Raw genomic sequence first — 26,991 nt, 5'->3', positions numbered from 1 at the left:
GAAATATAAAATTTTTGATATTGAAGCATAGTTGTATACGTTCTCAAGTCATTAAAAAGATTTAGAATACATGAAAACACAAATCACTCTTTTTTTAGGGAGTCTTATCTTACTTTTTTCAGCTCAGGCACAAGAAACTATTCATGGTGAGTTTGAGTCTCAGTTAATCAATATTAATGGATACAAGATTAATGTAGAAACCAAAGGCAAAGGAAATCCAATAGTATTTATTGCGGGAGGACCCGGAAATTCTCATGATTATATGCAAGGTAATTTTGGGAAATATCATAAAAATCGACAAGTAATTTTTTTTGATGGTTTAGGGAGAGGCCTATCCGATGATGCCAAAGATATTAAGGAATATTCAATACAAGGGGATGTAGAAACATTAGAAGGTATTAGAAAAGCGTTGCAGTTGTCTAAATGGACAGTAGTAGGACATTCTTATGGTACTGTAGTTGCTCAAGCTTATGCCCTAAAATATCCTCAATATACAGAGAAGATGATATTAATTAATGGGTTTCATAGTGGATTAATGTGGCAGGCAAATTGCGATAGCTATAATCATTATGCCAAGACACACTTTCCAGAAAAATGGAAAGTAGTAGACTCATTACGATCAGAAGGGTTTGTATCGAGTGATTCTGAATTTTCAAAAGTATATGGGGATTTTCCAACAAAATATATATACTATCATAATACAGAATTAAAGCAACCTGTCCCTAAAGATGTAAAACGTTCATGGAACTCTGATGTGTATTATACCATTGTTGGAAGAGATGCTGATTTTCATGTTACAGGTGATATGGGAGATATAGATTTCAGAAGAGAGTTAAAGAAAATACAATCACCGACTTTAATCATTGCCGGCCGTTATGATGGTGTATCAACACCAGAATTTGCAATACAGTATAAAACCTATATGCCTAAGGCAAAGTTTGTAATGTTTGAAAAAAGTGGCCATAACCCGTATCTAGAAGAACCCGAAAAGTTTTTTGAACTGTTTGAGAGTTTTTTAGAGATAAAGCATTAATTTTTGTGATATGAGTTTATCATATTAATTGATACAAATACACCAGATTTTCTTACATTTGACTTTTAGATTTAGATGATTTATGAGCGTTATTAGACACGATTGGACCAAGCAAGAGATTCTTGATATTTACAATACACCTATGATGGATTTACTGTATAAAGCAGCAACTATTCATCGCGAATATCATGATCCCAATGTCGTACAGGTATCTACCCTGTTATCTATTAAAACAGGAGGGTGTCCTGAAGATTGTGGGTATTGCCCACAAGCGGCCAGATATCATACCGATATCGAGGGTAATGACCTGATGAGCGTACAACAGGTAAAAGCACAAGCACTTCGTGCAAAATCTTCGGGAAGTTCTAGAGTATGTATGGGAGCTGCCTGGCGTAATGTTAAAGATGGGCCAGAATTTGAAAATGTGCTCGAAATGGTTCGTACGATCAATAAACTTGATATGGAGGTATGCTGTACATTAGGTATGATTACCGAAAATCAGGCTCAGCGATTAGCAGAGGCAGGATTATATGCCTATAACCATAATTTAGATACTTCAGAAGAATACTATAAAGAAGTAATCTCTACAAGAGGTTATGAAGATCGATTAAAAACAATTGATAATGTTCGTAAAACGAATGTAACTGTCTGTAGTGGTGGTATTATTGGTATGGGAGAAGAAGTAAGTGATAGAGCAGGAATGTTGGCAGCATTATCAAAATTAAACCCACAACCCGAATCAGTACCTATAAATGCATTGGTTGCTGTAGAAGGAACACCAATGGAAGAAGAAAAACCCGTAGCAATATGGGATATGATTAGAATGGTAGCTACTACCAGAATCGTAATGCCAAAAACACAAGTACGATTATCTGCAGGACGGACCGAAATGAGTAGAGAAGGGCAAGCCATGTGCTTCTTTGCCGGGGCAAATTCTATATTTGCAGGAGATAAGTTATTAACGACCCCTAATCCAGATGTAAATAAGGATATGGAGATGTTTAAAACATTAGGACTTAATCCGCAAAAACCATTTGTTAAAAAGGCTCAACCAGAAACAGTCGAAGCAGAAGATTCTGTATTTGAACCTCTGGGAGAAAAACCTAAATGGTCCAGACCAGATCATACTATCGAAAGAAACCAAGCAGCAAAAGAAAAAGCTAAAGGAGTGATAGCAGATAAATAGAAACGTGATAAAACCCTTATTGAGGGTTAATAAGCGTTTACATATTTTTAGCTGCATCTTTTTATCATCAGACTACGCTTATGTAGATCAGTATAATATTGCCATCACCTACTTTTGGCAGATATCGCCTTAATTTTTAGGGCTTATTTTTAGTAAGTGAAATTAAATTTAGAACAAATACCAAGGGTAAAATCAATTACCAAAGAGGAATTTCTTAAGAAATATGTAACACTACAAAAGCCGGTTGTAATCGAACGGTTAATTGTAGATTGGCCAGCGTATACCAAATGGAATCTTTCTTATATTAACGATATAGCAGGTGATAAGACCGTTCCTTTGTATGATGACAGACCTGTTTCGTCTGAGCGTAAATTTAATGAAGCTCATACTAGTATGAGAATGGGAGCATATCTTACTCTACTTGAACAAGGGCCTACCAATTATCGTATTTTTTTATATAATTTGCTGAAAGAAGTACCTCGGCTTCAACAAGATTTTAGATATCCAGAGGAGATAGGATTAAAATTTATGAAAAAACTACCATTTTTGTTTTTCGGAGGTAGTGGCTCTAAAGTTTTTATGCATTATGATATAGATTTAGCTAATATTCTTCATTTTCACTTTCACGGAGAAAAACAATGTATATTATTTCCACCTTCAGAAACAAAATATTTATACAAATTACCACATTCATTACTATCTCATCAAGGAATAGATTATGCAAATCCGGATTTTGAAAAATGGCCTGCATTACAACATGCCAGAGGGTATATTGCAAATTTAAAACATGGCGAAACATTGTATATGCCAGAAGGATATTGGCATCAGATGACGTATTTAACTCCGGGGTTTTCTATGAGTATTCGTTCTGCGCCCCAGGGAGTTGTTCAGTTTTCTAAAGCTTGTTATAACGTGTTTTTTATGCGATATCTGGATAATTTTATGCGAAAAACCAGAGGAGAGAAGTGGATCGATTATAAAAATAATAAGGCAGTTCTGCGAACGAATAAAAGAAACGGATACACTAAAGAAGAGATATAGAGTCCTTAAAATGATATAAATAAACAAAACCTCGACTACTGAGTTTTTACTCATTGCCAAGGTTTTGTTTTCTAAGGGTGTTTAATAACAGAGAAGAATCTGATTAAAAATCTCTTAGCATGTTTACAAGGTTGGGGTGAATTTTTTTAAATTCTTAATCACTTCAATAGCAGTTTCTACAACTTCTACAATATCATCAATTAAGTCTCCAATGGGGCCTCCTCCTTCTATTTGAGTAGTTTCTTCAAGACTTAGTTCGCTTACTTTCAATTCGTTTAAATTTTTCATAGTTAAATAATTTACAGATTTATGATTCTAATTAGTATTCTAGCGATTAGTTTGCCCAAAAGCTTCTTTCATAAGTTCTTTAGCTTTTATCATTTTCTGGTTCAAACTTAAGCAGCAAGAGTCTCAAAATATGAGACATACTGAAATTTTGTATCTGTTTATCATTTATAATGATTTAGGCGATTTGGATTTTGAAAAATATTCTGGAAATTTATGCAGTTCTTCAAAAAGATTGTATTTATCGTTATCCTAGTTTAAGTCAATAAACTATTAAGTATAGTTTATTAATCATAGGACTAGAAGCAGAATTTAAATTCAAGACTACATTTTACATTTCGTTCAAAAAAGAAACTGGATTGATACCTAATCAATTTAAGTTTAAAAATAAAAAGGTTTCGAATTCTTAAATTTTAATAATATCGGACATCGATTTTATAAGCCCTACCTAGTTTTGGCAATAATTAATTGCATATCGGTCTATTTATAAATTGATGTTTGCAAGTACTTCACTGCGATCGTTTTTAATACAACCGATAGGTTTTTTATTTGTCAATGAAATGTAACTTTTAAAAATTTGATTAGTATGAATTTACACAACAGTATTAAAAACTTGAAGAGATGTTTTTTAATCTTATCCGTGATTTTGTTTACAGCTTGTCAGTCTGATGATGATCAATCCCAGCCTGAACCAGAAAAAACTATAAATGGCTTTTGGTTAGCCGAAGATAAAGGGTATGTTGTAGAGATTACCGACACAACAAAAGTGTTGTATGGTATAAATTCTGTTGGATGCACTATTATAGAAAATAATTTTGTGCCAGAAGAATCCTGGGGTATACCGCTAGATCTAATTGGCCCTGACAAATTAGTAGGAGCTCCAGAGCTTAGCGCATCTAGTATTGAGTTTAAGAGGTTATTAAATCAAAATGAGTTTTGCCTCCCTGATCAGATTGCCAATACTAAAGATCCAAAGATTAATTTTGATCATTTTTGGAATATTTTTAATGATTATTATGCTTTTTTTGAAACAAGAAATGTAAACTGGTCGCAATACAAGAACCTAAGAGAACAAGTAACTTCAGAGAATTTTTATGATACCCTAGGGGAGTTAGTTTTTCTTTTGAAAGATGGGCATGTTGGTATTGATGATGAGGATAATAATATTGCGATCAATGCAGGTTCTCCTGATCTGATTTCTAGATTGAATTCAAGTTTAAGCGGAAACTTAATTATCGAATCTGGAGAAGATTATAATACACTATATAACCAGAAATTACAAACTATAGCATCAAAGTATTTAGGTAATGAATTTAAAGCTGATGAAAAAGGAAAAATAGTCTGGGGGATGATTGGTAATGATATCGCATATATTAATATTTTGGGAATGGAAGGGTATAGCGATACCACAAAAAATGAGATGGAAATATTAAACTCGGTATTAGACAAAATAATGAATGACCTTAAAGGTGCGGCAGTTTCTAAATTAATAATCGATGTTCGTTTTAATGGTGGGGGATATGATATGGCTTCAGTGAATATAGCTTCGCGATTTTTGGATCATGAACGACTTGCATTTTCTAAAAAAGCAAAATTAGGAGACGGTTTTACTAAAAATACATCGGTATCTATGACTCCCAAAGGTGATTTTCAATATAAGGAGGATATAGTAGTATTAACAAGCCCTTTAACAGCAAGTGCAGCAGAGGTTTTTACACTTTGTATGAAAGATTTACCTTATGTAACATTAGTTGGTGATAATACAAATGGAGTTTTTTCAGATATTTTAGTACACACTTTACCAAACGGAGCTTCAATAGCATTGTCTAATGAGGTGTATAGTGATGCTAATGGAAAGGTTTATGAAGCGATTGGGGTTGGTCCAGGTGAAGAGAATAGGGTTCCATTATTCTCGAACGATGATTTTGTTAATGAAAAAGATAGTGGTATAGAAAGAGCGATCGCTCTGTTAAGTAAATAGAAATTTTATTAAAGGGGGCAGTATTTCTTAAATTGATATATTGCCCCTTTTTAAATCACAGAAAATAGCTCATTTACTTTTTCATAAACAAGAGTGGTCTCCCAGCCTCGATACAAAAGATAATCAACTAGTTTTTTGCGTTTTTTGTTTTTGTTCTGCTCGGTAATGCTGTGGTATTTTTTTTCGGCAAGCTTATGAAAAGCTTCAAAATACTCTTTTTCGGGTATTTCTTTAAGTGCCGTTTTTATATTGTAGGGTGAGATATTACGAAATTTGAGTTCACGTACTATTCGTTGTTTACCCCATTTTTTGATATTAAATTTCCCCCGGGCAAAGGCTTTGGCAAAACGTTCTTCATTAAGAAAATTTTGATCCAGAAGGTGTAGGATAATTTTTTCTTTAGCCTCTGGGATAAGTTTCATCGTCCTTAATTTATCCTCTACATCTTTATGACAACGTTCCTGGTAGGCACAATAGCGCTCCATTTTTCGCAATGCCTCGGCTACAGTTATAGATGTAATGGGATTTCTATACATGACCACAAATGTACAGTGACTTTTATAATTACCCCAAAAGTTATGCTTCTAAAATTAATAATCTATTGGTCACTACATCCTTTTTACAAACATTATATTGCTTTAAAAAGACTCTTACTTTTTCATCTTCATTTTTTTCTTTTACATCTTGTAAAAGATTCTTTTTGGTTAGTTTTTTAAGTTCTAAAGGAGCATATCTTGTTTTAAAATAATAAGTTTCAAAAACTGGCCAATCGGGTAATATTCTCTTGTTTTCTTTATAAACATGCATCCAATTATTGCAACCTACAAACTCACAAAAATTACCATTTGGCAGGATGGTAAAATGAAAAGGATCAATTTCATGATCATGATCCATATCAGAAACTATCAGCTGTTTAAGTTCCTTGGCATTAATTGGATTAGATGCATAAAACAAAAGGGTTTCTAACTTATGGGTTAGATCATAAGCTTCAATTTTCCCCATTCCATTAAAATTTTCAAGGGTTTTATAGAGTAGTTCTTTTTCGTTTGTCATGGTGTATGTTTTTGAGAGATGTATAGAATTGAATATTCTTTTGTAAAGAAGAGCTTAGAAGCATAATTCTCCTATAACCAAATAGATTATAGGAGAAAATAAATGAACTCACTAACTTTACTCATTAGTTTACAAGCTAGTATTTTGACCTCCGAGACCGCTTCCGACCCATCCCCAATCTTTATTAAATTGGTGGTCAAGGCCAGGTAATCCTGGTGTATCAGAGGTAGAAATTGCAGAAAAAAAAGCATCACCTTCTATTATGATTAGTTCTGATGCATTTAATTCCCGAAAGGATTCAGCTTTATAACTTTTCATGCGATTTCGTTTTAAGATTGATGGTTATTGATGATTGATGAAATTAAAGTGTTTTAGAAACCAGGAGTTTCTTTTTTAGGGAAATAGTTATCCCATTCTCTAGGATCACCAAATGGTACAATCGGAAATGTATCCAGATCTCCCAGGTTTGGGATAACCAGACCACCATTAATAGTACTTAATTGAGCGTTGTTTAATGCTTCGAATGATTTTAAATTTTTCATGATTTTTGTTTTAAGATTGATGATTATTAATGATACTAAAGTGTTTAGAGCACTGCTAGCAGATGTTTTAAATTGTCTAACACTTCTTGTATTAGCTCTAATTCTGGACACTCAATGTCCTCTCCTCCGCAACCACCATTGATGGTCGTAATTTCTTTTGCTGATAATAATGTGTACTGGGGTATAACTTGATTTTTCATGATGCTTAATTTTTGTAATTTGTTATAATTGTTTGATTACTTTTTTTACGTTATGTATCAAGATAACAGCCTCAGTTATTAAACTTGTGTAAAATCCTGGAGGAAAAATACCTCCCTGTATTTCTCTGGTTTCAGTGGTACTTAACGATTGAACTCCAAGTTTTTCTAAATTTTTCATTTTTTACGTTTTTATGATTAATAGTTGTTTTATGGTAATAAGTCTTTTCACTTCCTTTTGATAGTACAATGATAAGAGGTGAATGTCTCATCTTATGAGACGCTACATTTTTTTCTAAAAAAAAGTATAGAAAATACAATTAGAATGTGATAAGGTCTTCTATAGTATAGTGATTTGATAATTTTCTATTATTAAAAATAGTAAGCGGAGTTTGCAGAATATTATTCTGAGTACACCATTTTTTGTGTTGGGCATAGGTTGCTCTTGATTTTTCAGATATTTCTATAGCGTACTTTTCTTTTAGCGTATTTAGATTCTTGTGTTCAAACCACTTACTTAATACGGATAAGAATTCTGATTTTGTCATTTTATAATACAGTTCAATAAGAAATTGTGAGATTTCATTGCTGTCTGTATCAGAAAAAATCAACGAGAAATTGATACCTTCAGAAGTTTTATTGATTTCAAGGATTTTTTGGAACTCCTTTGCGCAAAGATGACAATAAGGATTTATGACCAAAGCTGCTCTTTTATCAATATCCTTAGAATTTTCGAATACGATATGATTTTCAGTAAAAGAAGTATTAAGAAGGTTTTCTTTCTCTTGTAGCAGTGTAAAAACTTCGGGATTGTTTTTTAGCCTTGCATATTTGTACATACTTTCTTTAAATTGAAAATATTTATATACAGGGTTTTTCAGATAAGACCATATAATGATGATGAGTGAAAAAGAAATACCAGGTATGAGAAACCCCTGTATAGATGATTCGAAGTTATTGTTAAAAAGAAAATATGAAGAAAGTAAGGTTTCTATAAAAAATATCCCTTGGATTGCCAGGCACAGCATGCACCATTTCTTGACTATTTTATATTGATAGTAAATAGAGAAAAATATATATGGAAATGCAAAAAAGGAAAGTATACTTATCAAAAAAGTAACACTCTTGAAATTAGAGGTCATAGAGGCAATGCAAACTGCTATAAAGCTTCCTGAAAAGTATAATAACCCTAAATCTGACATAGAAAGCCAGGAAAAAATTTTGGAAGCCCCAGAATTTAAGACACCCTCGCAGTTTATATGATCGTTAGATTTACAAAATTTAGATTTATGTATGATGCTAACCTCGGTATATACTATTAGTAGACTAATAAGAGTTCCTGCTAATTTTGTGAGTAAAAACAGATTAAATACTCCATGATAACTTTTTATCGATAAGGTGATAAGAATAACTAATAAAGACAAAGCTCCAAAATGCTTCGTTCTTTTTAGTTTTTCACGAGTCAAATCTTCGTTAGACATCTCAACAATAGCATCGGTATCAATCAAAAGTACAATACCATTCCATTTCTGTAAGAAACCCTCGAAACTTTCTACAATAAGGGTATTACTATTACCACTATAGTAGTTTATTTCGGTACTTGAAATTTTAGTAACGATTACCAGGCCATCTTCTATAGAATACGCTAGAAAAATAGGAGATAATTGCTGTAATTGATCCGATGAGATTCTCCCTGCCTTATTTTCGACACCTATTTTTTTTAATGTATCAGAAAAAGAAAAGATACTGGGATAATCCTGATGACTAAGCAAAAGTGATTCTAATTTCTCACTAGAAATTTCTAGCGAGAGTTCTCTTTTAAGTTGCAAAAGAACTTTTAATACCGTTTGGTCCAAAATAAAATGTTTTTTCGGTTATACAATAGAGTGAATGCAATGCATTTTCAGATAGCCGAACGATCGAACGACCATAGGATTCATAAGATTATCCGAAAATCACAAAGATTCTTTTAGATAGATTTCTATACACATAGAAGATTAGGGAGTTAGTTTACCGAATAATTAAGTAAATAATCATATCGATTAATATCGGTGGTTAAAACCTCGATGTTTTTTATCACAGTTTTACTTTTTATTCTTTTTCCTTGAATATTAACATTAATATCTGCATAATCAGTGATTTCGTTATTTTCTATATCAATATCTACCAGTGCTGATTTGTTTAGTAATTTGTATGCTCCTAGGTTTGCAGTATTTTCAATGTCGGGAAATTTAGATATTTTTACCTCTCCAGATAGTACAACCATATTGCCTTTACCTTCAATAAAAATTTTTCTACTTTCTTTTTCTTCTTTTTTACGAATATCTATTTGAGAAAATAGCTTCCTAAATTGATCAATTTGTTGTTGCCTTTCATCTAGTGAAATATAAGTTACATTTTTTGATATCTCATTTACAGTGTACATTTTATCCTCATCTTTCCTATAGAAAACATCATTATCTTTTTGCTTGGTATACACAAATAAATCAGTAATAAATTCTTCTATCTGTATTGTGTCTTCTACTGTTTCTATTTCTTTTGTGATATGTATTAATACTTTTGATTCCATAATATTCAGTTTAAAAATTATTTATTTAAATACTCTATAGCAATTGTTTTACCTACTTTATTGCCAAGTTTTTTTCCTAATTTTAAGCCTCCTAAGAAACCTAAAAATGCAATGATGATGATGATATATATAAGCATTGTTTTAAATTTTGTTATTACTTTAGATTTCATATCAATTATAAAATTTTAGTATTACAAACTTCTTTTTTGGTATTATGAAGCAAATTATTCCCACACAAAATAATTTATGTGTGGAAATAATTTAGCTTTCAAAAAGTTGATTTCTTATTCAGAGAAATATTTGATTGCTTTTCCAATCCAGTGACCTATTTCTTCACCAATTTCTTTTCCTGCAAGGTATCCACCTGCTGCTGCTGCTGTAATAGCGGTTACAATAGGACCATAAGGCACTACAGTTCCTCCATCAATTTTTTGTGTTTCTAAAACAGTTAACTCTTGAACGTTTACGTTTTCTAATTTTAATGTATTCATGATTATATTATTTATAAATTATTATTTTTTATCAAGCTCTTCTCTGATACCTTTGCTTATACCTACAGCTAATCCTACAGCTGCTCCTACTACGAATGCACCTACTATTGCAACTCCAGCAGCAAGACACCAAGGGCATCCACCATTGATTTCTATTGCCTCTTGTTGTGATAATTCTTGAAATTCTAAGTTGTTTAAATTTTTCATTTTTTACGATTTAATGATTAATGTTTTTTTAATTTATGCTTACACTATCTATTCCGTCAAATTGATATGTAAACTGTTTTTTGTTGTTGCAACAGTCGTGAAAAGTTTTGTTGTTTCCCTTTCACAATACAATGATACTGTGGGGCTGTCTCATCTTGTGAGACTGATATTTTTTTTTCATTTTTTCATGATTATTTTTAATTAAGACATGTTCGAAACCTATTAAGCACCTTACTATTCGTGTTTCTTAGAGTCTGATCTAGTATTTATTTTCAGGATAGCAGGCTATAGTTATTAAGATGTTTTCAGAAATACACATACTATAATTTCTTAATACTTTTTCAGGAAAAAAGAGTATTTATTGTTTGGCATAAAGCAAAAAAGAGTCTTGTTACTACAAGACTCTTTTTTTACAATGCAAACACTGATGTGTTATCAATCCAAATGGTTCGTTTTTTTACGATCTAATTCTTTTGATCTTTTCTTTTTTACTATCGATGATTATGATAGGGTAAACGAAGTAGCTGGAATATTAAAAAAAACCAGGGATAACTTCGCAAATGATTTTACGTGTAGTAGCAGATATCAATAAAATTTTTTCATTTTTTTATAATTAGTGATTATTTGAATTTGTGTAGTTTTCCTTTTCTTCTTTTGGTACACCAAAGAAATAATCTGCTAAAGGTTGTAACCAACTAGGAATAGGAAATGCTGATCCTCCATTGGTTTCTAATGCCTCTTTGTTACTTAAATTTTTCATTTTTTACGATTTAATGATTAATGATTTTGTTGTTATAGCTGTAAAGACAGCTACGCTATCTCTTTTACACTACAATGATAGTTTGCGATGGTCTCATTTTATGAGATGCTCTTATAAAATTTATTAAAATGACGTGAATAATGTATAATAGCAGATATCTCACTTCGAGTGAAATTCTGTAAGAATTTAGTGTCGAGAAGTACTTTTTAGAAATAAATTTTCTTGTTTTCGATACACCAAATCAGAGATTTGGCACTCAAACTGACGAAATTTTATTATCCATTATTCACGTTAAAATGATAAAGTCGAAAGGGTGAAATATAAAAATCCCGGAAAATTGATTTTCCAGGATTTTTATTCAAAAGATTTTTTCATTTTACTCTCCAAATTTAGGTTTGTGTATTTATATAGTTGCGTTAAACATAAGTATGATATACAATTAGTAATAGAATTGATTTCATGATTTTTCTGTTTATCTATATTGAACAATTTAAAATTATAGGAAGTATTATAAATAAATGATATAAATCCTTTTGTCTATGGTTGTATCTGTGAGATTTCATTTTATATGATAGCGGCCAGGCATTGTAATCTTTTAAAAGAATTTCCTCCGTTAACAGACCTAACCTCTGTGGCATCGAGTTCTTTTGTATAAAACCCAAATTTAAAACCTACGCTTTCTTCATATACAAAACTCTGTATTGTAAAATCATAAGTGATAGGAGCATTTAGCTCTTTCATAATATCAATAATCCGATAGGTTTGCGCTCTGGAGATCCCTAATCTCGATGCTAATTCTACTGGAGTTCCCGTGGCTTGTAGGCGTATGAGTCGGTCAATTCTCTCGATCATTTCGATTTGCTTGATGATAATATTCATAAATGTTTGTTTTTTGATTAATAAATAGCTTAATGATTAATGTGATTGCATGTTGTAAATCGATTTATAATCCTGTTACAACATCCAATCGTTCATATCATCATGATCTATATAGATTTCATACTCTTCAGAGTAGGAAATAACATCAGATATCACATGTTTTAGTTCTGGATCATTGATTTCTTGTTGTAAAAAATCGGTTTCTAATTTGTGCTCTGTTAGGTTGCTTTCGTTTTTTTGTGGATCATAATTTTCCATGAGTTTATTTTTTAAATGTTATTATACTATTCTTAGACTTGGATATTTAAAATCTACTTGCATCATAATACTTTGAGCACTATAAGAAGATACTTCTAGTACTTCTTCTCCATAAAGTTTACGGGTATAAAAACCATAAGTAAAGTTTACAGATTCTTCATAGACATAGCTCTGTAATGCGATATCAAATACAATAGGAGCATTAAGTTGTTTCATTACTCTAAGAATCTGAAACAAAGATGCTTTTGAGATTTCCAATTTTTCGGATAATTGATCAGGGGTTCCTGTTTTTCCTAATCGTATCAACCGATTTAATCGTTCTATGACTTCAATTTGACGCTCTATTTTTTTCATAACCAGGTATTTTAGATTAAAAAGTTTTTTAGCATTTTAAAAACATAATTATCAATTAAATTTTACCGAACCATCTTCGCTATGCAACAGCATTTATTTTAGGGATATGATCTACTACTGGCATTTGTTTTTGCCATAGTTCATAGTATTTTTCCTGTCGGGCATATAATACTTCATGATTTCCTTCTTCTACTACTTTCCCTTTTTCGAGTACTACAATTTTATCGGCATTAATCACTGTACTTAATCGGTGGGCAATAATGATGATGGTTTTATCCTGATCGCGCAGACTTTGTACTGCTTTCTGGATATAATTTTCAGAAGTACTATCCAGTGATGAGGTAGCTTCGTCTAGGACTAATACTTCAGGATTTTTATATAATGCTCGGGCAATGGCAATACGTTGTTTTTGTCCTCCAGATAAGGTAGCTCCGTTTTCTCCCAGATATGTAGCAAAGCTATTAGGCAGATTTTCTATAAATTCAAGAATACCTATGGCTTTACATACTTCCATAATGCGCTCTATATCTGGAGCAAATTCTCCTACTGCAATATTGTCTATCACATTACCGGCAAATAGATCTATTTTTTGTGGCACCACACTTACCAGATCTCTTAGACTACCATTCTCGATGTGTTTCAGATCCTGATTTCCTATAGATATTTGTCCTTTCTGGATAGGGTAGATATTTTGTAGTAAAGACATCAGAGTAGATTTTCCCGAACCACTCTCCCCGATAATGGCTGTGATTTTCCCTGTCTGAATCTCAAGATTAAAATCTTTAAAAACCTCTACTCTGGAGCCATATCTAAACCCTACACTAGAGAAATTGATATCACCAATGCTATCTTTTGTGAGTTTTATTTTCTGCTCCCCTTCTTCGCGTTCCAGGTCCATGATCTCAAACAAACGATCTGCTGCAATCAATGCATTTTGGATCTGTTTATTAGCACTGATTAAACTGGCAACAGGATTGGTAAAATATCCTATAATCGCATAAAAAGCCATAAGTTCTCCGGCAGTAATTTCTTTTTGAATTACAAAAAAAGAACCACTCCATAATAGGATGATGGTAAATAATTGTGCAATAGTACCGGTACTGGAGTTAGAAAATACACTGTTTAATGCAGACTTGTATCCTATTTTTAATAACCCAATAAAGCGGGTTTCTGTTTTAATATTGGCAAAGCCTTCAAGACCAAATCTTTTGATAGTTCCTACAGCGTTTAGAGATTCTACCAACTGACTCTCCAGATCTGCAGATTTTTCCATAATCCCTCGTTCTGTACGCTTGTTTAGTTTATTCGTAATTACATATATGATCGCATATATTGGAATAATCGCCAGCATGATCAGCGCCAGTTTCCAATAGTAGGTAAACATCAATCCAAAAGAAAATATCAGGATTAGAATATTAACGGTTAGGTTTAAGGCTACTCCATTGATAAAGTTTCTGATTTTTACAGCATCACTAATTCGGGAGATGATCTCTCCGACCCGCATCGTATCAAAAAATTGCTGTGGTAGTTTTAACAGGTGTTTATAATACCCAAGAATGAGTCGCGAATCGATCTGTTGCCCGGTTTTGATCAGGAAAACATCTTTGTATGCTCCTACTATTAGTTTTAAAAGTAATAATGTGACCATAACAATTCCTAACAGATTAAGCAGTTTGGTACTGGTACCCATAAAAACATGATCAGTGAGTTTTTGGATGTATATCGAGGTAGAGAACCCTAATAAGGTATAGATGATTGCCCCAACAAAAGCCTGTGTCAATACTCCTTTATGCGGTTTTAATAAAAACCAGAATCGTTTATAAACCGATACTTTTTCGTTACCTGTTGTAAAATCTTCTTTTGGTAGTAGTAGTACCAATACTCCTGTCCATTCTTTATTAAATTCTTCATGTGTTTTTTTATGAAACCTACCATCTCCCGGATCCATTATTTTGATGTGCTCTTTAGTTACTTCGTAGATCACTACATAATGATGTAATTTTTCATTCACGATCACGTGAGCGATGGCAGGTTTAGGGATTTTAAACAAACTATCCAGATCCCCACGTACTCCTTTGGCTTCAAACCCGAGTTTATCGGCAGCTTCGATTAATCCCAATACATTGGTTCCTTTTTTATCGGTACTTGCAAACTGTCGAATACGTGCGATTGGCAGTTGCAATTTATAATGTGCCGAAATTGATGCCAGGCAAGCCGCACCGCAATCAGTGATATCGTGTTGTTTTATTTTTGTTTTAGCCATAATTTATTTAGTATTGAGATAAGAGTAGTGAGTGTTGAGACTTATGCATCTTTTGTCTCACTTACAAAACGCTGTTTTTAAAGAGTGTAACAGGGTTTTTTACTTATCACTTTCATATTCATTATTTTATATTTTTTACTTCGAACTATCAATCTCCAATCTAGATTAGTCAAGAATAAGATTTAAAATTCTATGTCACACTGAGCTTGTCGAAGTGCTTTCAAATTTGAGTATTCAGATGTCTTCGATACGCTCAGACTGACAATTAAAAGTTCAACTTGACGACCATTACACCAGACCTCTATCGTCTAGCTTATCGCTTTCGTATTTCTCAACTTCACAATTCATTTATTCGACATTCACTACTTCTGCTATAGTGGGACTCGATGGGTTAAACCAGTCATCTACCTTATCATAAAGTAATTCATACAAGGTGCGTTGCGTAAGTTGAAATCGTGCGCTAAGTGTCATCCCTTTGTTAAAACTCCCTTTAAAACCATTTTTAAGTTCGAGATGCCCCTGATCTATAGCACAGCGTACTTTAAAAACAGGTCGTTCATTAATGATATCTACATCTTTGCTGATCTCCAGAATTTTTCCGGTAGCTAATCCCCATTGGTTATAGTTAAAAGCATCGATTTGAAAATTCACCGATTTATTCCGACCCACCAATCCTATATCTGATGGCGAGAGGTAACATTCTGCAACCAGTCCGGTATCGGGAGATATTTCGGCAATAGTTAATCCTCCTGCAATTAAACTACCCGGCTCGATACCCAAAACATTTTTAAGAATCCCATCTATTGGTGCCGTAATCAACAGCTCTTTTTGATTCTGTTTTAGTTGAGTTAATCCACCTTTTAATTCTCTTATGGTGTTGTGGTACTCTGTTACTGTGGCCTGCCAGTTATTTTTTTGTTGTTTTCGATATTGTTGCAGTGTACTCGATGCCAGTTGATGCTCAAAAGCACTGTTCTCATAATCTACTTTGGCGACTACTCCTTTTTCAAACAGTTTTTGGTTACGCAAGTAATCGATTTTTGTTTTTTCAAATCGGGTTCTTAGCTCCTGTATTTTTTGAGTGAAGTACAGATATTCTTTTTGGTAACGTGCCGATTGTATGTTGTTGAATTTCGGCTTAGCTGTATTGATCAGATATTCGCAATCTGTAATAAACTGTTCGGTCTCTTTAATCTGTGTCGAGGATCGGGTGATTTGTTCCTTTACTACAGAAGTGTTCGTCATAAGCAAGGTGTCACCTTTATTTACTTTTTGATTATCCACCATATTTACAAAAACAACTTTACCTGATTGAAGCGGAGTAATAGCAATTCGTTCTTTACTAGGCCTTAGCATTCCTCTTGCCGTAGTATAGATATCGACTTTGATGAACGGTAATAGTGCCAATGCAATAATAAAAGCAACTAATATCGTTGTATAGATCATCTTACTTTTACGACTATGTTCAAACTGATGTACCTCTATGGTGTTTTCTATAATTTCTTTTGGAAATAACTGTTTCATATTGGAATATTCTTTAAACGTTAACAATAGATTGATACATGATGATAAAATGATCCATCAGAAAAGAGGTGAATTGTGAAATGAAATTGATCAGTACGTGTATCATAAGTTTTGATTTTTTGAGTGAAACTAAAGCGACTGCTACGTTTTTTGATTTGATCAAATATACCTTTGATAAAGCCCCAAAAACAAGGGAAAGAAGTCGTGATTCCTGAAAACAAACACGGGATTCCCAGAATACAGACTTTTAGTTTAAAATGGTAATCAATTGATTATCATATAGTTTTGTTATAATTATCTAAAAGAAATCTTAAAACAGAAAATAGTATATTTATATCCTGTTAAATAAGTATAGAATAATACCAACACCTCTTGAAACTAAAAAATCCATATACCTTCTTTGATCAGTTTTGTCTAAGAACTCCCCTTTTACCATTAGATTTTTATCATAACCTTACCAAAGAGAAGGAGATACCTGTAGAAATGTTTAAAGATGTCTGGAAAAATGACAGCATTAGAGAAGCTATTTTTCTGGCATCACCAGAACTGTTTTCTGAAATAGAGAAATGGCTGTCGGGACAACTCAAAGATGTTAAAAAGAAGAAACGATTAGAATCATCTTTGTTAAAATATCTATCCAGGATGAGTTCGCGTTGTACTCCCTTTGGGTTATTTGCCGGTTGTAGTATAGGAACCTTTAGCAAGACTACAGCAATAGAATTGTCTAATTATGATACTCATCAAAGACAAACGCGGTTTGATATGAACTTTTTGGTGGCTTTCTCGCAAAAGATGGCCAAAGAAGAAGTCATCAAAAAACAGCTATTGTGGTATACCAATAATAGCCTGTATAAAATCGGAGATCAATATCGATATATAGAATACAAGTATAACAAATATAATAGACGAGAACACTCTATCGAGGCGGTAGCCTATGCAGAGTATCTCGAAGCTATAATCGAGAGTGCCAGGACTGGTAAAAAGATAAACGAATTAGCTTCTCTTCTGGTTGATGACGAAATTACCCATGAAGAAGCTTCAGAATTTATAGATGAATTGATAGACAATCAAATCCTGGTGAGTGAGATAGAACCCTCTGTAACCGGAGATGATTTTTTAGAACAGTTAGAAACCTGTTTGAGTCAGATAGAAGGTACAGATGCTATACTAACAGAGATTGATTTCTATAAAAAATTTCTGGAACAAATAGATCAGAAACTGGGTAATGGACCTGGCGAATACCTAAAACTTAGTGAGCGGGTAGCAAAGCTAGAAACACCTTTCGAGTTAAAATACCTTTTTCAGACCGATATGTATACCCAGGCACAGTCTAATCAATTAAATATACGATGGGGATATAAGTTAACGCGAGCACTAGAGCTGTTAAATAGAATGAATAGCGCTTCATCAGAAACGCACTTACAACGGTTTAAAGATGCATTTACAAAACGATACGAAACTCAGGAAATTCCTCTGGCTACTGTTTTAGATACCGAGGTAGGTATTGGATACCTTCAGCATCAGGATGCCAGTGACTCTACTTCTTTTTTAGACGATCTGTATATTCCTTCCAAACCGGCTTCAAAACAAGAAATGCACTGGACCCCGGTACAGGAAATTCTAAATAAGAAATTACAACATATACATAAGGAAAACCAATATACGCTATCGCTCGAAGATAAAGATGTTGAACATCTCGAATTAGACTGGGGTGATTTGCCCGATACTATGTCGACAATTGCTCAAATTGCAACGGTTGATGGTGAAGAAAAGATGATATTTTCTTCTGTAGGAGGATCCTCTGCGGCAAATCTGTTAGGGCGGTTTTCTACCGGAAACGAGGATATTTTAAAACATGTACAAGGTATTGCAGCGATAGAACAAGAAATGTATCAAAACCAGATCCTGGCCGAAGTTGTTCATTTACCAGAATCCAGGACGGGTAATGTGATTCGCAGGGCAACCATACGTGAGTATGAAATCCCGTATTTAGGAAAATCTAATGTACCAATAGAGCAACAGGTATCTATATCAGATTTAATGATATCGGTGCGATATGGTCGTATTATATTACGCTCTAAAACACTTAATAAAGAAATTATTCCTCGTTTGACCAATGCCCATAATTATAGTGCTAATGCATTGCCGGTATATCATTTCTTATGTGATGTACAAAAGCAAGGTGGTCGACCAGGCCTTGGGTTTTATTGGGGAGAAGCGTTAGAGAAGCATACTTTTTTACCCAGGGTAGTGTATAAAGAGTTTATATTGGCAAAAGCCCGATGGAAGATCACTATGGCAGACCTGCTTTTTCTAAAAGAAAATAGTGAAAACAACAGGATCGCAATGATATCCACCTGGAGAGCAAAACATAATATACCAAAGATGGTACAATTGATAGATGGAGATAATACTTTGCTGATCCATATGGAGAATACAAACTCGATAAACATGTGGTTAGACACTATAAAAAATAAAAAAACATGCGTATTAGAAGAGTTTTTATTTGCAGAAGAAGGACAGTCTAATGAGCAAAAAGGTATCGTACAGCAAGAAGGTATGAGTTATACCAACCAGTTTGTAATCTCGCTGTATAATAAAGAAAAACTAGAGCAGACAAGAAAGAACACCGAAGCATTAAAAGCAGTTGAGGTATAATTAAGATCATTTTTGGATTCCTGCCTTTAGTTTATCCTGAGTAAAATCGAAGGGCAGGAATGACAAAGCAGTAAAAACACAAAACAAGGGGGATACTACATGAGTACAAAAAGAACATATATACTGGGGGATGAGTGGCTATATTATAAGATATATTGTGGTGCTCGTACGTCTGATGTACTCCTTACCGAAACCATAAAACCACTCACTGCGCAGTTGCTGGAACAAGGTCTGATCGACTCCTGGTTTTTTATACGTTACGGAGATCCCGATTTTCATATTAGGATACGATTTCGTTTACCTGATATACGAGCGATAGGAACCGTGATCCTGCAGATTAATGCTGCGATGCAACATTATGTAGAACAGCGGGTAGTATATAAACTGCAAACCGATACCTATATACGAGAATTAGAACGCTATGGTACAAATACCATAGGGATTTCTGAAGCTCTGTTTTTTTATGACAGTACCATGTTACTGGATGCCATAGCGTTGATCGAAGATGAAGAATTGTACTTTTTATTTGTAGTAAAAGCAATCGATAGATTGTTAAACAGTTTTGGCTATGAACAACAACAAAAACTAGAGTTGGTAGCCCGAAACAGCATGGGATTTAAGCGAGAATTTCATGCCGATAAGGGACTAAATAAACAATTAGATAAAAAATATAGGGGGTTAAAAAGCAAGCTTTCTTCTTTTTTAGAGACAACTTCTATGCAGGAAGATTATAAAGTCTTAGATGATTTGCTGGATCACAAAGCAAAACAATCATTAGGAGTAGTACAAAAGATTATGGAAGCACAGCAAGATAACCAATTAGAAATGCCATTAGACGATTTGCTAAGCAGCTATATACATATGCTGGTAAACCGTGCCTTTAGATCCAAACAACGATTTTATGAGTTGGTGTGTTATGATTTTTTAGTACGATACCAAAAAACAAAAGTAAGCTATACTGTATCATGAAAAAACTAGTACTTATCGTTAGTATCTTTTTTTTATATATGATCCCGGGGGTTGCCCAGAATACGGGTACGTTTACCATCCCGGATTCGTTAAAGAATAAAACATTTGATGAGATTGAAAAGCTAGGCTTTAAGTATTATAATGATTCTATTAGGCATGAAATTTATGCAAATACGTTATTAGTCAAAGCAAAACAGAAAAATGACCCACTCTCTCTTGCCAAAGCATATCGATCTGCGGTATTTATGTTTAAAAACAAATTTCCTGAAAGAATTGCATATTTGGATAGCTCAATCGCGGTAAGTAAAGATTTAAACCATAAGTTATATCCTGCAGTGCCATATTCTATTAAAGGAGGAGAATATAGACAGATAGGAGATTATTCTAAAGCATTGGATAGTTATTTGGCGGCCTTAAAGTATGCTAATGCATCTAATAATAAAGACTTTTACTACCTAACCAAACATAATATAGGCAGTATAAAAAGAGAAATTGGAGAACTTGATGATGCTGTAGTAATCTTTAAAGAGGTTATAGACTATGAAGAAGATAATAATATAGGTGGGATAGGGCATTTGGGAACTATATGGTATTTAGCAGATACCTATAGAAAGTTAGAGTATGGAGATTCTGCCACTTTTTATAATACCAAAGGAATACAAGAATCGCTTAAAGATAGTTTAGATATTTATCCTTTTTTTGTATTGCATGAAGGGATTAATTTATACTATAAGCAACAATATCAAAGATCACTAGATAGTATTAACAAAGCATTACCATTTATTGAGAAATATAAGCCAAGAGTAGAGGAATCATTGGTTAATGCATATGTTTACCTGGCAAGATTGTATAAAGAATTTGGTGAAAACGAAAAGCACCTGGAGTACTTATTAAAAATTGATCAATCCTATGAGCGTTCGGGTTTTGTTTCTATGGAAATGCGAGAAGGGTATGAACTATTGATCGATCATTATAAATCGATAGATGATAAAAATAAACAGTTATATTATATTGATAAGTTATTTAGAGTAGATAGTATCCTGGATACCAATTATAAAAACCTGAGTAAAAAAATAGTGCAGGAGTATGATACTCCAAAACTATTAGAAGAAAAGCAGAATTTAATTAATGTTTTAGAGCAAAAAGAGAAAAAGACGAGTATAAAATTTATCATTGCCGTCATTTTTGCTATAATACTGATCATTGTTGTAGTGTTGATCTATATTAAAAATGTAAGGTATAGAAAACGTTTTAAAGAATTGATGCATGCACCAACCCTTGATGCTACCGCACTAAAAGAAATTTCGGATAAGCATCCTGCCACACCAGAGGCGATAGGGATTTCTGAGGAGATTGTAAACTCAGTCTTAGAAGGCTTGCAAAAGTTTGAAGATAAACAAGGCTATTTATCGGCGAATATTACTACCGGGGAGTTGGCCAAAAAATTGCAGACCAATTCTAAATATTTATCTAAGATCATTAATACCTATAAGAAAAAAAGCTTTAGTGTGTATATAAATGAATTGCGTATTGACTATGTGATCGAAAAACTAAAGCGCGAATCCAAATTTAGATTATATACCATCAAAGCGATTTCTCGCGAAATTGGATTTAATACTACCGAAGCTTTTTCTAAATCCTTCTACAAAAAGACGGGAATTTACCCTTCTTACTTTATCAAACAGCTTGAAAAGGGTAAATAGGCAAATCATTGATTATGAGAATGTTAATAGTCTGATTTCTTAGAATACAGACTGGCACTTCCTTTTTTTACCTTATTTTTTTAAGGTAATCCCCTACATTTGTTTTGAACTCATAACATAAAAACTCATGAAAAATCAACATCAAACAAAGAAGCTGGGGCTAAAAAAACTGAACATTACATTATTAACAATGCATAAACTGTCGAAGATAAAAGCTGGGAGTATGGAAACTGTAGCAATAAATGGATGTGATCAATCTGGACCAGGTTGCCGAAGCCATCAAAGACCTCCTCAATGTGGCGGTAATCAAACAGATATTGATGATCTTGTTGCGCATAGATAAATATTTATTACAATTGTAATAAATAAGTACTACTTAAATACTAATCAAGAAGTAGTAAAAAATAATCGTCCTGGCGTATCTAAGCCAGGACGATTATTTATCTATTGTTGCAAACAGAAAACGTTAAGTCAGTACATCAATGACCTACGTATCGATTTTGTAGTAGAGAAACTACAATCTGATTCAAGATTCAGAAAATATACGATTAAAGCTATTGCGCAAGAGGTCGGTTTTAATACCGCAGAGGCGTTTTCTAAAACGTTCTACAAAAAAACAGGGATATACCCCTCGTATTTCATAAAAAAGCTGGAGGAGTAAGGTTTTAGGTTTTAGGTTTTAGGTTTTAGGTTTTAGGTTTGTTCTGTTATTCTGGCTTACGCCAGAATCCATTATCCTTGTCATTCCGGACTTGATCCGGAATCCACGACTAGGAGTAGCATTATGATGCAAAGTCACGAGTTTAAGATCTGGAATATGAAACTCAGACTGTCTTGTCCTGATATACTGTTACAGCTTTGACACTACTGGTGAGACGCTAACGGGAGCAGGGAAGCTCAGAAAACATTTCTGTACTATCATATCTGAGCGATCTGGTTTTAATCTACGCTAGCAGGAAAATATTTCTTTTAACAGGTTATCTATTTTTCTTTATTCTGGGTTTAATAAAATATTTTAATATATAAAAAATATCAAATAGAAGTAAAGCAATGAGGAATATTCCTTGCTCTTTACCCATGCATATAGAACAGGGTTCTCCAGGTCTACAGGGATAACAATGAGGCATCAACACATAGAGTTGAAAAAAAAATCCTATTATATTTATTACTAAAAAAATAATTATTCTTTTCATAATCTAAATTTTATCAATTTCCTCTAATTCTATTAAAAGATGTATTTTTTATGTATTTGTATGGTTTTTTCGAACTCTTTTGATCACTATATTGCTCTTTGTACCTGTTATAACTTTTTACTGCCCCTTTTACAATTCCATCAATATTACGTTGTTGGACATTCATAGTGGCCCCATCTGCCATAAAATTATCTTCCCAATTTTTATCAGGTTTATTTATTCCAACTAGGGAGTGTAAAACTGAATATCTATCTTTTAATCCAACCAAATGTCCAAATTCATGCGGATATATCCCATAATTTTCTCCAGCTGTTTTTTCTTTAGAATACCAAGTACCTGTATCTCCTGTTAATTCACTTACTTCTGATCTTCCTTCTTCATTTTTAACTTCAATAAGGTTATCACCTTCTGCTAATTCTGTGTTTTCTTCATCATATATATCTACTGATGTTTCAAAGTTTACGTCAAACTCGTTACCATCTTCATCTGTGTATTTAAACTCATTATGCTTTCCAAAAAGTGATTGAATGCTCTTTTGAATTTTATTTGCTTCTTCTTGAGTAGCTCCGCTACCATGAATATAAATTTGTGTAGATACAGTTATGGTATTACCTTCTATTGAAATCACAGTATCTTTCCCATCGGGATCGATTAACAAAACAGGATTATTAAGCGTATAGTTATAAGGATTAATTCCATAATAACTGTCTGCATGAGGATCAATATTCATCATTCTTCCAATTGATGGTTCATACATTCTAGCATGATAATCATATAAATTTAAACCAAGCTCATTCTGTTCTTCTTTCCCTCCAAAACCATAGTTATGTTTGCTCCCATTCACTGCAAAATTGTAACCTCGATGTTGTAGTCCAAAGGGATAATAATTTTTCTCTTCAATAATTTCACTTTGGGATATAGAACCATTTTTATCCGCATCTTTGTAGGAGAGTCTGATGTTTCCTAAATGATCTTTAAACTGGTATACATATTTATATCCATCGGTTTCATGCTCTACGATTCCTTCCGCATGGTTAAAGAATTCTAGTGTACCATTCTTATAGATATAATTGCCGGCATACTCAGTAATTAAAGAGCTTCCCTCTGTTGCAATCTTTTTTAGTTTTACCCCAGTGGCATCATAAATATAGGTAATATTTCCATTATGAGAAGCATTATTTACCGTTACTGTTTTAGGCAAGTTTAAATGATTGTAAGTGATCCCTATAATCCCTTTGTTTTGATCCTGGGTCATATTACCATTAGCATCATACGCATAGTCATCATTGGTATTGGTGCCATCGTTAAAACCAAAAGTCGTATTCCCGGTATCAGTCACTCTTAAGAGTTTATTACCGCTATCATAGGTGTATGCTAGCATATCCATATCTCCAAAAGAAGTAGCTGCTTCATTAAGATTCCCTTTTCGGTTTAAGGAAAGGATATTTCCTGTTTTGTCGTAGGTGATATTGCTTATCGAATAATTGCCAGTATTATCTGTTGCACTTACAATCCTGTTAAGTGCATCGTAACTATACAAATAGAAACTACTTACCGGATTGTTCGGAGGATTAGGGTTTACACTTTGAGTTTTCCATGCTGTTTCAGAGATATTTCCATTATATAAAGCTGTAGCCCCATGTTGTGGGGTATTATAATTGATGGTGAAATCAAACAGGTCATTATCATCATAACTATCCTGATTGATGTTTTTTAACCATCCTCGTACATTGTAGGTATAATGTACATCTTGTAATCCACCACCAACTTCTTTAGAAGTTAGTTGCCCTAACTTATCATAAGTATTAGATACAATCAATTCTCCCGGGAATTCCTCGTTCTGGATCTTAGCAAGGAAAGAAGTACTAGCCGTAGCTGCAAAATGAAATCCATTAGATAAGGTAATGGTATTACCCGCTACAGTAGTTGTGGTTTGGGTAATCGGTTGTGATAAGGTTACTGCTGGTGTAACTCCTGTATTACCAGTACAATTGACCCCAGAAGTATCTTCTATACATTGTCGTTGGGTAAGCATCCTACCCATATGATCATAGGTAAAGGTATCTATGGTTATAATTGGTGTAGTATTGTCTTTGGTATGAGTAGTTTTGGTTTGTTCTACCTTACCTACAAAATCCAATTGGGTTGCTATGATATCTGTAGTGTTAAGATATTCATTTTTACTAGCTACGTATATAGGTCGTGCTTTTTTATCATACCAAGTAACGGTAGTGATCCAATCATAAGTATCAAGTACTCGTACCTTGCTTCCTGTAGGTAGTGTCTTGGTTTGATCTGATATAGTTTCGCCATATACAGTACCGGGATTGGTTAATCCTGCAAGATCAAAGCCATAATCATCATAATAGTTGATGGTATGTAACTCCAGGTTTGTTTTTGGGAATGCCGTGTTGCTGTAATAGATGGTAGTCCCATCGATCTGGGAAGCAACATCTCGTTGTTCCCATAGTGTAGATTCTGTATTCACAGCTTGTTGTATGGTCTTTCTATCTCGGTTATCGGTAATCTTACCCGTATAGGTAACCCTGCCAAAAATATCATATTTGGTAAAGAGCCAGGCATTATCTGCTTTTAGGTTGGCATCCTGAGTTAGAATCGGTTGATCTAGTTTATTATAGACAATATACTCCCAGTCTTTACCAGGAATTTTCTTTTCGATAAGGCGATTTCTCTGATCGTACTTGTATTGGTAACACAATTCGGCAAGCTCACTCTGACTCACGCCATCACTAGTGGTTACTTTTGGAGGGATTACATAGGTTAAATTCCCAAATCTATCGTAAACATAATGAGTGTCGTGCGCCTCGACTACGCTCGGCGCTCCAACATTGGCAAAGGTTCTTTTTAAGATCACTCTACCTTGTTTATCCTTGTACTCTTTGGTCGTATGGTTGTTACCTTCTGCCGGAGTCCAATTCTCATCCTGAGTAATAGTTATGTGCAATTGATTTACGGCATAGTGCCCATCCTTTACCAGACTAGGGGCCTCAGTATCATTTGGATTAGCAAAATCAACTTTAAAATACACCACTTCATTAGCTTTATTAGTATACCAATCTGTCTTTATAGCATGATCTGCATCACTACTGGGGTTTGCTTTCCAGGCTGTACCAGGTGCGCCAATTTTTACTACTCTATTAAGAGGAGATTTATCAAAAATACTTTCTGAATAGGCGTTAATTTGTGTAAGATCACTAATCCCAGGAAAATCATTAGCATAGGTATCCTTATAATATTGATTGATATCCGTATTAATATTGATCTCTTTATAACTCCCTATCGTATTGTCTGCCTCAAAAGGTAGATATTGCTTTGCTTGTCTGCCATAGGCATCATACTCGATATGAGTCACAATATCTTTACCATCTGGTGAGGCTTTGATGGCTCTTTCCTGAATAGGCTTACCTAATCCATCAAAATAAGTAACACTCTCTATAGCCCTATCGATATCATTGATATTAGAGCAGTTTACATTCTCCATTTCTGCAATCGTCAAGGCTGTTTGCGGAACTGTAGTATGTACATAGTTCTTGTCTGATAGTACTACCTGGGCACTAAGATGCCACCCTGTGAGGGTTAATAAGACGAAGAGTATAGTATTTTTCATGATACAGATGGTATATGAGATTGATTTCATAGGTCAAGAATACGATATCCCAGTTTCATTTTTCGGGACTGGGATTTTTTTTATTAATAATGTTTTTGTTACATATAATTTTATGGATGAAAAGTATAGTAGAAGGTTAGGAATGAGAAATTGTAGCTTACTTATGATAGCTGCATAAACATCATTAAAAACAAAAAACCCGGCACTGTTATCAGGC

At 33.6% G+C, this 26,991-nt stretch carries 28 protein-coding genes; 9 read left to right on the top strand and 19 right to left on the bottom strand.

Annotated elements, in window-relative coordinates; translation table 11 throughout:
* Positions 1–70: 70 nt before the first annotated feature.
* The 3 genes from NNH57_RS15520 to NNH57_RS15510 all read left to right on the top strand — a co-directional run bounded on the left by NNH57_RS15520 (position 71) and on the right by NNH57_RS15510 (position 3,260).
* Positions 71–1,033 (top strand): alpha/beta fold hydrolase, encoded by a 963-nt coding sequence (locus NNH57_RS15520; protein ID WP_108807276.1) that lies wholly within the window; start codon positions 71–73, stop codon positions 1,031–1,033.
* An 82-nt stretch (positions 1,034–1,115) separates the two neighbouring features.
* On the top strand, positions 1,116–2,219 hold the full coding sequence (gene bioB / locus NNH57_RS15515; protein WP_074406944.1) for a biotin synthase BioB: 1,104 nt from the start codon (positions 1,116–1,118) through the stop codon (positions 2,217–2,219).
* Positions 2,220–2,375: 156 nt separating this feature from the next.
* Complete coding sequence (locus NNH57_RS15510) at positions 2,376–3,260, top strand: cupin-like domain-containing protein (RefSeq protein WP_108807277.1); 885 nt, start codon at positions 2,376–2,378, stop codon at positions 3,258–3,260.
* Between the two features lie 123 nt (positions 3,261–3,383).
* Here the strand turns inward: NNH57_RS15510 and NNH57_RS15505 are convergent, their stop codons facing one another.
* Complete coding sequence (locus NNH57_RS15505; RefSeq protein ID WP_159099143.1) at positions 3,384–3,548, bottom strand: hypothetical protein; 165 nt, start codon at positions 3,546–3,548, stop codon at positions 3,384–3,386.
* A 583-nt stretch (positions 3,549–4,131) separates the two neighbouring features.
* On the opposite strand from NNH57_RS15505, the gene NNH57_RS15500 reads away from it, so the two are divergent.
* A complete protein-coding gene (locus NNH57_RS15500; protein WP_108807278.1) occupies positions 4,132–5,526 on the top strand; it encodes a S41 family peptidase in 1,395 nt (464 codons plus the stop codon).
* A 50-nt stretch (positions 5,527–5,576) separates the two neighbouring features.
* Here the strand turns inward: NNH57_RS15500 and NNH57_RS15495 are convergent, their stop codons facing one another.
* The 17 genes from NNH57_RS15495 to NNH57_RS15415 form a co-directional block, all read right to left on the bottom strand.
* Positions 5,577–6,062 (bottom strand): regulatory protein RecX, encoded by a 486-nt coding sequence (locus NNH57_RS15495; RefSeq protein WP_074406947.1) that lies wholly within the window; start codon positions 6,060–6,062, stop codon positions 5,577–5,579.
* A gap of 40 nt (positions 6,063–6,102) precedes the next feature.
* The gene (locus NNH57_RS15490) at positions 6,103–6,579 is read right to left on the bottom strand and encodes a hypothetical protein (RefSeq protein ID WP_074406948.1); all 477 of its coding nucleotides are present in this window, start codon (positions 6,577–6,579) and stop codon (positions 6,103–6,105) included.
* 129 nt (positions 6,580–6,708) lie between these two features.
* Entirely contained in the window at positions 6,709–6,897 is a 189-nt protein-coding gene (locus tag NNH57_RS15485; protein ID WP_108807279.1) for a hypothetical protein, read from the bottom strand.
* Between the two features lie 53 nt (positions 6,898–6,950).
* Positions 6,951–7,121: a hypothetical protein gene (locus tag NNH57_RS15480; RefSeq protein WP_159099144.1), complete on the bottom strand. Its 171-nt coding sequence runs from the start codon at positions 7,119–7,121 to the stop codon at positions 6,951–6,953.
* A gap of 44 nt (positions 7,122–7,165) precedes the next feature.
* Complete coding sequence (locus NNH57_RS15475; protein ID WP_159099145.1) at positions 7,166–7,321, bottom strand: hypothetical protein; 156 nt, start codon at positions 7,319–7,321, stop codon at positions 7,166–7,168.
* A gap of 22 nt (positions 7,322–7,343) precedes the next feature.
* Complete coding sequence (locus tag NNH57_RS15470) at positions 7,344–7,499, bottom strand: hypothetical protein (RefSeq protein ID WP_159099146.1); 156 nt, start codon at positions 7,497–7,499, stop codon at positions 7,344–7,346.
* A gap of 139 nt (positions 7,500–7,638) precedes the next feature.
* Positions 7,639–9,174, bottom strand: coding sequence for a vitamin K epoxide reductase family protein (locus NNH57_RS15465; protein ID WP_108807281.1), 1,536 nt, complete (start codon positions 9,172–9,174; stop codon positions 7,639–7,641).
* A gap of 149 nt (positions 9,175–9,323) precedes the next feature.
* A complete protein-coding gene (locus tag NNH57_RS15460) occupies positions 9,324–9,887 on the bottom strand; it encodes a hypothetical protein (RefSeq protein WP_074406951.1) in 564 nt (187 codons plus the stop codon).
* Between the two features lie 17 nt (positions 9,888–9,904).
* Positions 9,905–10,057, bottom strand: coding sequence for a hypothetical protein (locus NNH57_RS15455; RefSeq protein ID WP_159099147.1), 153 nt, complete (start codon positions 10,055–10,057; stop codon positions 9,905–9,907).
* 114 nt (positions 10,058–10,171) lie between these two features.
* The gene (locus tag NNH57_RS15450) at positions 10,172–10,378 is read right to left on the bottom strand and encodes a hypothetical protein (protein WP_074406952.1); all 207 of its coding nucleotides are present in this window, start codon (positions 10,376–10,378) and stop codon (positions 10,172–10,174) included.
* Between the two features lie 21 nt (positions 10,379–10,399).
* Positions 10,400–10,585, bottom strand: coding sequence for a Blp family class II bacteriocin (locus NNH57_RS15445; protein ID WP_074406953.1), 186 nt, complete (start codon positions 10,583–10,585; stop codon positions 10,400–10,402).
* 613 nt (positions 10,586–11,198) lie between these two features.
* A complete protein-coding gene (locus tag NNH57_RS15440) occupies positions 11,199–11,345 on the bottom strand; it encodes a hypothetical protein (RefSeq protein ID WP_159099148.1) in 147 nt (48 codons plus the stop codon).
* Positions 11,346–11,909: 564 nt separating this feature from the next.
* On the bottom strand, positions 11,910–12,224 hold the full coding sequence (locus tag NNH57_RS15435) for a hypothetical protein (RefSeq protein ID WP_074406955.1): 315 nt from the start codon (positions 12,222–12,224) through the stop codon (positions 11,910–11,912).
* A 75-nt stretch (positions 12,225–12,299) separates the two neighbouring features.
* A complete protein-coding gene (locus NNH57_RS15430) occupies positions 12,300–12,482 on the bottom strand; it encodes a hypothetical protein (RefSeq protein ID WP_074406956.1) in 183 nt (60 codons plus the stop codon).
* Positions 12,483–12,503: 21 nt separating this feature from the next.
* Positions 12,504–12,836 (bottom strand): hypothetical protein, encoded by a 333-nt coding sequence (locus NNH57_RS15425; RefSeq protein ID WP_074406957.1) that lies wholly within the window; start codon positions 12,834–12,836, stop codon positions 12,504–12,506.
* A gap of 79 nt (positions 12,837–12,915) precedes the next feature.
* Complete coding sequence (locus tag NNH57_RS15420; RefSeq protein WP_108807282.1) at positions 12,916–15,099, bottom strand: peptidase domain-containing ABC transporter; 2,184 nt, start codon at positions 15,097–15,099, stop codon at positions 12,916–12,918.
* Positions 15,100–15,447: 348 nt separating this feature from the next.
* Positions 15,448–16,623 (bottom strand): HlyD family secretion protein, encoded by a 1,176-nt coding sequence (locus tag NNH57_RS15415; RefSeq protein WP_074406959.1) that lies wholly within the window; start codon positions 16,621–16,623, stop codon positions 15,448–15,450.
* Between the two features lie 372 nt (positions 16,624–16,995).
* On the opposite strand from NNH57_RS15415, the gene NNH57_RS15410 reads away from it, so the two are divergent.
* The 5 genes from NNH57_RS15410 to NNH57_RS26560 all read left to right on the top strand — a co-directional run bounded on the left by NNH57_RS15410 (position 16,996) and on the right by NNH57_RS26560 (position 22,614).
* Entirely contained in the window at positions 16,996–19,281 is a 2,286-nt protein-coding gene (locus NNH57_RS15410) for a lantibiotic dehydratase family protein (protein WP_108807283.1), read from the top strand.
* Positions 19,282–19,380: 99 nt separating this feature from the next.
* Positions 19,381–20,250 (top strand): thiopeptide-type bacteriocin biosynthesis protein, encoded by an 870-nt coding sequence (locus tag NNH57_RS15405; RefSeq protein WP_108807284.1) that lies wholly within the window; start codon positions 19,381–19,383, stop codon positions 20,248–20,250.
* Positions 20,247–21,953 (top strand): AraC family transcriptional regulator, encoded by a 1,707-nt coding sequence (locus NNH57_RS15400; protein ID WP_108807285.1) that lies wholly within the window; start codon positions 20,247–20,249, stop codon positions 21,951–21,953. The genes NNH57_RS15405 and NNH57_RS15400 overlap by 4 nt, the downstream gene beginning before the upstream one ends.
* 127 nt (positions 21,954–22,080) lie before the next feature.
* Entirely contained in the window at positions 22,081–22,296 is a 216-nt protein-coding gene (locus NNH57_RS15395; RefSeq protein ID WP_074406963.1) for a hypothetical protein, read from the top strand.
* Positions 22,297–22,614 carry a helix-turn-helix domain-containing protein gene (locus tag NNH57_RS26560; protein ID WP_082994844.1) on the top strand — a complete coding sequence of 106 codons (318 nt, stop codon included), beginning with the start codon at positions 22,297–22,299 and terminating at the stop codon, positions 22,612–22,614. It abuts the gene before it with no gap.
* Between the two features lie 545 nt (positions 22,615–23,159).
* Here the strand turns inward: NNH57_RS26560 and NNH57_RS15390 are convergent.
* A complete protein-coding gene (locus NNH57_RS15390) occupies positions 23,160–26,774 on the bottom strand; it encodes a DUF6443 domain-containing protein (RefSeq protein WP_159099149.1) in 3,615 nt (1,204 codons plus the stop codon).
* Positions 26,775–26,991: the final 217 nt, after the last annotated feature.

Source organism: Aquimarina spinulae (assembly GCF_943373825.1).
GTDB lineage: Bacteria > Bacteroidota > Bacteroidia > Flavobacteriales > Flavobacteriaceae > Aquimarina > Aquimarina spinulae.
This window is presented reverse-complemented; position numbering and strand designations above follow the sequence as displayed.

Bases quoted from the DNA above. Each gene is read 5' to 3' on its own strand.
- NNH57_RS15480 (WP_159099144.1), bottom strand. From the start codon at position 7,121: ATGAAAAATTTAAAATCATTCGAAGCATTAAACAACGCTCAATTAAGT.
- NNH57_RS15440 (WP_159099148.1), bottom strand. From the start codon at position 11,345: ATGAAAAATTTAAGTAACAAAGAGGCATTAGAAACCAATGGAGGATCA.
- NNH57_RS15485 (WP_108807279.1), bottom strand. From the start codon at position 6,897: ATGAAAAGTTATAAAGCTGAATCCTTTCGGGAATTAAATGCATCAGAA.
- NNH57_RS15405 (WP_108807284.1), top strand. From the start codon at position 19,381: ATGAGTACAAAAAGAACATATATACTGGGGGATGAGTGGCTATATTAT.
- NNH57_RS15460 (WP_074406951.1), bottom strand. From the start codon at position 9,887: ATGGAATCAAAAGTATTAATACATATCACAAAAGAAATAGAAACAGTA.
- NNH57_RS15520 (WP_108807276.1), top strand. From the start codon at position 71: ATGAAAACACAAATCACTCTTTTTTTAGGGAGTCTTATCTTACTTTTT.
- NNH57_RS15475 (WP_159099145.1), bottom strand. From the start codon at position 7,321: ATGAAAAATCAAGTTATACCCCAGTACACATTATTATCAGCAAAAGAA.
- bioB (WP_074406944.1), top strand. From the start codon at position 1,116: ATGAGCGTTATTAGACACGATTGGACCAAGCAAGAGATTCTTGATATT.
- NNH57_RS15470 (WP_159099146.1), bottom strand. From the start codon at position 7,499: ATGAAAAATTTAGAAAAACTTGGAGTTCAATCGTTAAGTACCACTGAA.
- NNH57_RS15455 (WP_159099147.1), bottom strand. From the start codon at position 10,057: ATGAAATCTAAAGTAATAACAAAATTTAAAACAATGCTTATATATATC.
- NNH57_RS15490 (WP_074406948.1), bottom strand. From the start codon at position 6,579: ATGACAAACGAAAAAGAACTACTCTATAAAACCCTTGAAAATTTTAAT.
- NNH57_RS15495 (WP_074406947.1), bottom strand. From the start codon at position 6,062: ATGTATAGAAATCCCATTACATCTATAACTGTAGCCGAGGCATTGCGA.
- NNH57_RS15390 (WP_159099149.1), bottom strand. From the start codon at position 26,774: ATGAAAAATACTATACTCTTCGTCTTATTAACCCTCACAGGGTGGCAT.
- NNH57_RS15400 (WP_108807285.1), top strand. From the start codon at position 20,247: ATGAAAAAACTAGTACTTATCGTTAGTATCTTTTTTTTATATATGATC.
- NNH57_RS15425 (WP_074406957.1), bottom strand. From the start codon at position 12,836: ATGAAAAAAATAGAGCGTCAAATTGAAGTCATAGAACGATTAAATCGG.
- NNH57_RS15505 (WP_159099143.1), bottom strand. From the start codon at position 3,548: ATGAAAAATTTAAACGAATTGAAAGTAAGCGAACTAAGTCTTGAAGAA.
- NNH57_RS15450 (WP_074406952.1), bottom strand. From the start codon at position 10,378: ATGAATACATTAAAATTAGAAAACGTAAACGTTCAAGAGTTAACTGTT.
- NNH57_RS15435 (WP_074406955.1), bottom strand. From the start codon at position 12,224: ATGAATATTATCATCAAGCAAATCGAAATGATCGAGAGAATTGACCGA.
- NNH57_RS15500 (WP_108807278.1), top strand. From the start codon at position 4,132: ATGAATTTACACAACAGTATTAAAAACTTGAAGAGATGTTTTTTAATC.
- NNH57_RS15430 (WP_074406956.1), bottom strand. From the start codon at position 12,482: ATGGAAAATTATGATCCACAAAAAAACGAAAGCAACCTAACAGAGCAC.
- NNH57_RS15415 (WP_074406959.1), bottom strand. From the start codon at position 16,623: ATGAAACAGTTATTTCCAAAAGAAATTATAGAAAACACCATAGAGGTA.
- NNH57_RS15420 (WP_108807282.1), bottom strand. From the start codon at position 15,099: ATGGCTAAAACAAAAATAAAACAACACGATATCACTGATTGCGGTGCG.
- NNH57_RS15445 (WP_074406953.1), bottom strand. From the start codon at position 10,585: ATGAAAAATTTAAACAACTTAGAATTTCAAGAATTATCACAACAAGAG.
- NNH57_RS15395 (WP_074406963.1), top strand. From the start codon at position 22,081: ATGAAAAATCAACATCAAACAAAGAAGCTGGGGCTAAAAAAACTGAAC.